Genomic DNA, 8,611 nt, shown 5'->3' with positions numbered 1-8,611 from the left:
AAGAGTAAGTTACTTGGTAAAATGTTGATTTCCACTACCCTTCTCCTATAAAAAGTGGTAAAATGGTTGAAAGAAAGAAGGGATAGAAATGACAACATTATTTTCTAAAATCAAAGAAGTAACAGAACTTTCCGCTATCTCAGGTCATGAAGCACCTGTTCGCGCTTATCTTCGTGAAAAATTAACACCTCACGTGGATGAAGTGGTGACTGATGGCTTGGGTGGCATTTTTGGGGTTAAGCACTCAGAAGCAGTCAATGCACCTCGCGTTTTAGTAGCATCTCACATGGATGAAGTTGGTTTTATGGTTAGCGAAATCAAACCAGATGGAACCTTCCGAGTAGTTGAAATCGGTGGTTGGAACCCGATGGTTGTCAGCAGCCAACGTTTTAAACTCTTCACTCGCCAAGGCCGTGTGATTCCAGTAATTTCAGGTTCAGTTCCTCCACATTTGACTCGTGGCACAGGTGGACCAACCATGCCAGCTATTTCAGATATCGTTTTTGACGGTGGTTTTGCAGATAAGGCTGAGGCTGAAAGTTTTGGTATCCGTCCTGGAGATACAATTGTTCCAGATAGTAGCGCAATCCTAACTGCTAATGAAAAAAATATCATCTCAAAAGCATGGGATAACCGTTACGGTGTGCTCATGATTAGCGAGTTGGCTGAAAACTTGTCAGGCCAAAAACTAGGAAATGAACTTTACCTTGGTGCTAACGTCCAAGAAGAAGTTGGACTTCGTGGTGCCCATGCATCTACAACAAAATTTGATCCAGAAGTATTTCTTGCAGTGGATTGCTCACCAGCAGGTGATGTTTATGGTGGTCAAGGGAAGATTGGTGATGGAACCTTGATTCGTTTCTACGATCCAGGTCACTTGCTTCTCCCAGGCATGAAAGATTTTCTTTTGACAACTGCTGAAGAAGCTGGAATCAAATACCAATACTATTGTGGAAAAGGTGGTACAGATGCAGGAGCAGCTCATTTGAAAAATGGTGGTGTTCCATCTACAACAATCGGTGTCTGCGCTCGTTATATCCACTCACACCAAACACTTTATGCCATGGATGACTTCTTAGAAGCTCAAGCTTTCCTACAAGCCTTGGTTAAAAAATTAGATCGCTCTACTGTAGATTTGATCAAAAATTATTAAACTGAAAAGATGGAGGTGATAGGTATGGAAGAACCAAACCTAGAAACCTTGATACGGGACCTTTACAATCATGCCCGTCAAAACTTGAGTGAAGATTTAGTGGCTGCACTCCTAGAAACTGCTAAGCAGTTGCCCAGCACCAATGAACGCTTGCTTGCAGTCCGACTTTCAGGGCTAGTCACACTTGAACTTCTCAAGAATCCCAAGACTCCTGCGCCAGAGTTAGTCAATCTGGCCAGCTATATCCAAAAGGAAGAAGCTAGGTACAAGGGCGCAGCTGCCTCTTCCATTATGATTGGAGAACTATTTAAAATGCTTTGATTCGTTCGAATCAAAGCATTTTTTTATCTTATACTCTTCGAAAATCAAATTCAAACCACGTCAGCTTCACCTTGCCGTACTCAAGTACAGCCTGCGGCTAGCTTCCTAGTTTGCTCTTTGATTTTCATTGAGTATTAAATTTGTTCAGCCAAAACTTTTTCAGCAAGGTTCATAGCGTGATCTGACACGCGAGTGTAGTGTGAAATAATGTCGATAAAGTTGACACCAGCTTGGGTAGAACATTCGCCGTTGTTGAGACGTTTAATGTGAGTCTTACGAAGGACGCGTTCCATCTTGTTGATGGCTTCATGGCGTTCAATAAGAGCTTGAGCTTTTTCAAGGTCATTGTTTTCAACACTCTCAAGAGCATCTTTAACGAAATCGCTTGTTTGACAGTAAATATCTTCCAACTCTTCTAGGGCTGAGTTAGAGAATTGAACATTCTTGCGTTGCAAGTAGTCGTTAAGATTAATCAAAGCTTCAGCGTGGTCACCGATACGTTCCAAGTCTCGAGAAGAGTCAAGGATGTTGGTTAAGACTTCACTCTCTTTTTGACTCAATGCTTCACTAGAAAGACTAATGAGGTAACGAGTTAATTTCTCGTCGATTGTGTTGATAGCTTCTTCAGTTTTGTGTCCTTTTTCAGCTACTTTTTCATTAGAATTGATAATGTAGTCGTAAGAAAGGTCAAATGCTTTAACCGCATAGTTTCCTAAGTGCAAGAGTTCTTTCTTGGCATTTCCTAGGGCGATAGAAGGAGCTTGCTTGATGAGTTGTTCATCCAAGTAAAGAGGTTCATACTTAACAACTTCGTCTTCACCAGGGATTAACTTAGTTACAAAGTAAGCCAAAGCACCGATGAATGGGAATTGTACGATGGTGTTACTTACGTTAAAGGCACCGTGTGAGAAGGCAATTGTCATCTCAGGTGAGAGGTGAAGTAAAGCTTGGAAGTACTCAATCATCGAAGTGAATGGGCCTAACAAGATTAAGCAGAGGATAGTTCCTAAAACGTTAAAGGTAACGTGTGTTGCTGCAACCCGTTTAGCAGAGATGTTTGCTCCGGCTGCTGCGATAATAACCGTTAAGGTTGTACCGATATTATCTCCGAATAGGACTGGTAGTGCCCCTTTGAGGTCGAGGAATCCACCTGCATAGAGACCTTGTAGAATCCCGATGGTTGCAGAAGATGCCTGAATCAGAACGGTAATGACAGCACCAGCCACAACTCCCAAGATAGGATTTTGCCCCAAGGTAATCATGTATTCCTTGAACTGAGGCAAGTCTTTAAGAGGGCTCATCCCAGCACTAATGAGGTTGAGGGCGTAGAAGATACCACCCACACCAAAAAGGATACGTCCAATATTATTTGCAGTACGGTTTTTTGTAAAGAATAAGAACATGGTTCCAAGGAAAATCAAGGGAAGGGCATACTCACCAAGTTTGAAACCGATGATGAAGGACGTTACGGTCGTTCCAATATTGGCTCCCATGATAATCCCGATGGCCTGTCTAAGTGTGAGAAGACTAGCACTGACCAGTCCAACCGTAATAACCGTTACACCTGTACTTGACTGGATGAGGGCAGTGACGACAATCCCCACTAAGACCCCTAAGAAGGGATTACTTGTGTATTTGTCAATGTAATAACGAAGGCGGTCTCCAGCTGCTTGTTGCAAACCGTCTCCCATGGTCTTGATACTATACAAAAACAGTCCCAGACCACCTAAAAAGTGAAAAATAATTTCCTGCCAATTAATGGACATTTTCTTTTTCCTCCGAAAAATAATCGCGGAATTTCTCCCATTCTATTTTAAAGGATAAAAGTAAATCTAACAAGTAGTAAATACAGTTTTTTTAGAAAAATATCATTTAAATGTAGAAAAAAGGCGGTTGATTGTCTAATTTATATCATTTATTCACCCCTTTATAGATATTTTAGGATGACTGTTGACTCTACTTATAAATATCGTAAAATGAAAATGAACAGTTCTGCTATTTTAAGGGCAGTTACTTTTTTTAAATAAAAATAAAGCGCTTACTTTTGGAAGTGGAAGGAGAAAAAATGAAGAATCCATTTTTTGAGAAACGTTGCCGCTATAGTATTCGAAAATTATCAGTTGGTGCCTGCTCTTTGATGATTGGTTCGGTTTTATTTGCCAACCAAGCTCTAGCAGAAGAAGTTGCAATCCCAGCGAATGAAACAACGACTACTGCCGTGGCTACAGAGCAAGCATCGCCAACCACATCAGAGCAACCAACTACAGCTTCACCTGAGGTATTAAAGCAGTTGGAAGAGACAGAAAACAAGGTTAGTGAGCAACCTATTTCAGAAGAAAAACCAACCTTGGACCAATTGACTGCAGCTGATAAGGAAGTAGCTAGTCCGGTTGCTGAAGCGCCTAAGGCTGAAGAGGCACCTGTAGCTACAGAAAATAAGGCTGAAGAAGCACCTGTGGCTACAGAAAATAAGGCTGAAGAGAAAGCAACTGTCTCAGATGTTCCTAAGAAAGAAGAAAAAAGTCTTCGACCAAAAGAAATTAAGTTTGACACTTGGGAAGATTTGTTGAAATGGGAACCGGGTGCCCGTGAAGACGACGCTATTAACCGCTCTTCAGTAGAACTAGCCAAGCGCTATCGTGGACATGTTGTCAATGAAAAAGCCAATAAGGACGCCAAGGTTGAAGCTCTTGCCAATACCAACTCTAAGGCTAAAGACCACGCTTCTGTAGGTGGTGAAGAATTTAAAGCCTATGCTTTTGACTACTGGCAATACTTGAATTCAATGGTCTTCTGGGAAGGGCTCGTTCCAACTCCGGACGTGATTGATGCTGGTCACCGTAATGGTGTCCCTGTATTGGGTACACTCTTCTTCAACTGGTCTAATAGTATTGCAGACCAAGAAAAATTTGCTGCAGCCCTTCAACAAGATGAAGACGGTACTTTCCCTATCGCTCGTAAATTGGTTGATTTGGCTAAATACTATGGCTTTGACGGCTATTTTATCAACCAAGAAACAACAGGAGATATCGTAACGCCTCTTGGTAAGAAAATGCGTGACTTCATGCTTTACACCAAGGAATATGCAGCTCAAGTTAACCATCCTGTTAAGTATTCTTGGTATGATGCCATGACTTATGAATATGGCCGTTACCATGAGGATGGACTTGGTGAGTACAACTATCAATTCATGGAAAAAGAAGGCGATAAAGTACCTGCAGATCACTTCTTTGCAAATTTTAACTGGACTAAAGAGAAAAATGATTACTCTGTAACGATGGCACAATGGCTAGGTCGTAGTCAGTACGATGTCTTTGCAGGTTTGGAATTGCAACAAGGTGGTTCCTACAAGACAAAAGTGAAATGGGATGCCCTTTTTGATGAAAAAGGCAAGCTCCGCTTGTCGCTTGGACTCTTTGCACCTGATACTATCACTAGTCTTGGTAAGACAGGAGAAGACTATCATAAGAATGAAAATATCTTCTTCACAGGTTACCAAGGAGATCCAACTGGCCAAAAACCAGATGACAAGGACTGGTACGGGATTGCTAACCTCGTAGCTGACCGCACACCAGCAGTAGGACGTAGCTTTACAACATCCTTTAACACAGGACATGGTAAAAAGTGGTTTGTAGACGGTAAAGTTTCTAAGGATTCTGAATGGAACTATCGTTCTGTATCAGGTATCTTGCCTACATGGCGTTGGTGGCAAACATCTTCAGCTGCTAAACTCCAAGCTGACTATGACTTTGAAGATGCCTACAATGGCGGAAATTCACTCAAGTTCGCGGGTGATTTAGCTGAAAATACCAACCAAGATGTTCGCCTCTACTCTACAAAACTGGAAGTAACAGATAAAACAAAACTTCGGGTTGCCCATAAAGGTGGTAAGGGAAGCAAGGTCTATGTAGAGTTTGCAACACAGAAAAACTATACCTATGGTGGCGAGAATGCTCGTAAGGAACTGACTCTATCTGACGATTGGACAAAAGATGAATTTGACTTGAGTGCCTTGGCAGGTCAGACCATTTACGGTATCAAACTTACTTTCGAAAACACTGCTGCTCTTAAGGATTATCAATTTAACTTGGGTGAGTTGACTGTGTCAGATAATCAAGAGGCTCCTCAAGCACCAACAGCTCTTAAAGTAGTCAAACAATCTCTCAAAAATGCCCAAGAAGCAGAAGCTATTGTCCAATTTACAGGTAACAAAGATGCTGACTTCTATGAAGTTTATGAAAAGGATGGCGATGCTTGGCGTCTATTGACAGGATCATCAGCAACTACTATCTACCTACCAAAAGTTAGCCGTTCAGCTAGTGCAACTGGCACTAGTCAAGAATTGAAGGTTGTCGCAGTTGGGAAGAATGGCCTTCGCTCTGAAGCTGCAACCACAAACTTCGAATGGGGCATGACGGTTCAAGATACAAGTCTCCCAAGACCATTAGCAGAAAATATCGTTCCAGGAGCGACTGTTATTGGAAGTACCTTCCCAAATACAGAAGGCGGAGAAGGCATCGAAGGTATGTTGAATGGTACAATCACCAGCCTATCTGACAAATGGTCTTCTGCTCAGTTGAGTGGTAGCGTTGATATCCGTTTGACACAACCACGCCGTGTCGTTAGATGGGTCATGGACCATGCCGGTGCTGGTGGAGAATCTGTCAATGACGGCTTGATGAACACGAAGGACTTCGACCTCTACTACAAGGATGAAGCTGGAGAATGGAAACTAGCTAAAGCAGTTCGTGGAAATAAAGCCCATGTTTCAGATATCACCCTTGATAGCCCAATTACAGCCCAAGACTGGCGCTTGAATGTTATCACATCTGACAATGGAACACCATGGAAAGCCATCCGTATCTACAACTGGAAGATGTATGAAACTCTTGATACGGAGAGTCAGAACATTCCAATGGCTAAAGTGGCAGCGCGTGTTCTAACGGACAATAAGATTCAGCTTGGATTCTCAGAAGTTCCTGCTGGGGCAACCATCACAGTTTATGACAAGGCAGATTCACAAACTCCAATCGCTACCTTAAATACAGCAGTTGGAGGAGATTTGGCGACAGATCCATTGAGCTTTGAAAAACGTCCGAGCCTTCTTTACTATCGTACACAATTGCCAGGTAAAGAAATCAGTAATACTCTTGCTGTAACGATTCCTCAGGATGAGAGAAAGATTAAGGCTGTCAGTCTAGAAGTGGCACCTAAAAAGACAAGTTACCAAGATGGTGAGGACTTGAATCTCAAAGGTGGTCTTCTTCGTGTTAAATATGAGGGTGAAGAAGCAGACGAAGTCATCAACCTTAGTCATGCAGGTGTAGTTGTTAACGGCTACGATGCTCACCATCATGGTGAACAAGAGTTGACAGTAGCCTATCTTGGTCTTCCAGTTGCAGGCAGCTTCAAGGTTCAAGTGACTGGTGAAGAAGCTGGTCCAAAAGAAGTCGCAGCCTTGTATATTAGCAAGCAACCGAAAATTGATTACTTTGTAGGCGATACTCTTGACTTATCAGAAGGACGTTTCAAGGTCTTGTATGATGATGAAACTGAGACAGAACATAGCTTTACAGACCAAGGAGTCGAAATTACAGGCTATGATGCTCAAAAAACAGGCCGTCAAAAACTTCAGTTACACTATCAAGGACAAACTGTCGACTTTGATGTCCTCGTATCACCTAAGGCAGCCATTAACGACGAATACCTGAAACAAAAAATCACATCTGCTCAAGGACGCAAAGAAACATTAGCTTATATATTTGCGGATGCAGCAAAACAAGCAGCTCTTGTTGAGAAGATTGATGCAGCAAAAGCTATCTTAGAAAACCACGATGCTAGTCAAGAAGCAGTCAACCAAGCTTTGAATGACTTGAAACAAGCTAGTGCAGACTTGGATGGCAATCAACGTTATCAAACTGCTAGAGAAGAATTGGAAAGCTTGCTCGAATCCGTCCTTGAAAAAGATCCTCAATCTGAGTTGATTGCGCAAGCTGAGGCTTTATTATCTTCACAAACGCCAACTCCAGCAGCCTTTGCGGACATGAAAGAAAAGCTGAATAAGAAACTAGCTCCTGCAGAAGAAAGCCATCATGTGGGTAGCTTAGAAGAAGGCGAAACTGCTCCAACAGTTGAAGCACTACCTGAATTAGTGGTTGAGACAGAAACTCAAGCCTTCGAGCGTCAAGAACGTCCGTCAGGAGACCTCTTGTTGGGTGAACGACGTCTTGTTCAAGCGGGTGTAGAAGGTCAAATCCGTCACTTGATTGAAGTGGATGCCAAAGGTAACCGTACTCTTCTTAAAACAGAAGTAGTCAAGGAAGCAGTTGCAGAAATCACTGAAGTTGGTACTAAGGTAGAAAGCCGTGTTCAACCATTGGACGGTTCTGGAAATCTTGTTCTCGAAAAACTAGAATTGGAAGTGAAAGAAGAAGCCGTAGCCTTCAAACACCAAGAGCGTCCGACAGGAGAGCTTTTACTAGGTGAACGCCGTCTGGTTCAAGCAGGTGAGGCTGGTCAAATCCGTCACTTGATTGAGGTAGATTCTAAAGGCAGTCGTACACTTCTTAAGACAGAAGTCGTCAAGGAAGCAGTGACTGAGATTATTGAAGTTGGTACCAAAGTAGAAAGCCGTGTTCAGCCACTAGAAGGACCAAAAGTCTTGGAAGTTAAGAAACCAAGCCTGGTAGTTGAAGAAGAAGTTCTTGCATTTGGACGTGAAGAAAGAGAAAACTCAAACCTTTTAGCAGGTGAACATCGTCTAGTTCAAGCTGGAGTGGAAGGACTTCGTAGAAATCTTATAGAAGTTGATGCTGAAGGCAAACGCAGTCTTAAGGGTACAGAACTTGTCAAAGAAACTGTAACTGAGATTGTTGAGATTGGACCAAAAGTGGATGCCCAAGCTGACAAACCTCTTGCCCCTGCTCCAGTAGTACAAGCAGCTAAGCAGGAAGCATCAAAAGCAGAAGCCCAAGCTGAAAAACCTGAAGGAAAACAACTTCCAAGTACAGGTGAAGGAGTAGATGCAAATCTAGTAGCTCTTGGATTGGTTGGAGTTCTTGGTGGTTTTGGACTTCTCGCACAAAAGAAAAAAGAAGAGTAAGTTGAACTTCTAAATTACTGTCTGACAAGATAATA

The 8,611-nt window shown here is 42.4% G+C and carries 4 protein-coding genes; 3 read left to right on the top strand and 1 reads right to left on the bottom strand.

Annotated elements, in window-relative coordinates; genetic code table 11:
* Positions 1-88: 88 nt before the first annotated feature.
* Complete coding sequence (gene pepA / locus O3658_RS08945) at positions 89-1,153, top strand: glutamyl aminopeptidase (protein WP_371560971.1); 1,065 nt, start codon at positions 89-91, stop codon at positions 1,151-1,153.
* A 24-nt stretch (positions 1,154-1,177) separates the two neighbouring features.
* A complete protein-coding gene (locus tag O3658_RS08940; protein ID WP_045762653.1) occupies positions 1,178-1,474 on the top strand; it encodes an enterocin immunity protein in 297 nt (98 codons plus the stop codon).
* A 134-nt stretch (positions 1,475-1,608) separates the two neighbouring features.
* On the opposite strand, the gene O3658_RS08935 is transcribed toward O3658_RS08940, so the two are convergent.
* Complete coding sequence (locus tag O3658_RS08935) at positions 1,609-3,240, bottom strand: Na/Pi cotransporter family protein (RefSeq protein WP_371560969.1); 1,632 nt, start codon at positions 3,238-3,240, stop codon at positions 1,609-1,611.
* A 299-nt stretch (positions 3,241-3,539) separates the two neighbouring features.
* Between O3658_RS08935 and O3658_RS08930 the strand changes: the two genes are divergently transcribed.
* Positions 3,540-8,576 carry a G5 domain-containing protein gene (locus tag O3658_RS08930; protein WP_371560967.1) on the top strand — a complete coding sequence of 1,679 codons (5,037 nt, stop codon included), beginning with the start codon at positions 3,540-3,542 and terminating at the stop codon, positions 8,574-8,576.
* Positions 8,577-8,611 lie beyond the last annotated feature (35 nt).

Source organism: Streptococcus sp. 27098_8_69 (genome assembly GCF_041432445.1).
GTDB lineage: Bacteria > Bacillota > Bacilli > Lactobacillales > Streptococcaceae > Streptococcus.
The sequence above is the reverse complement of the archived record's forward strand: the minus strand, read 5'-3'. Positions and strand labels throughout refer to the sequence as shown.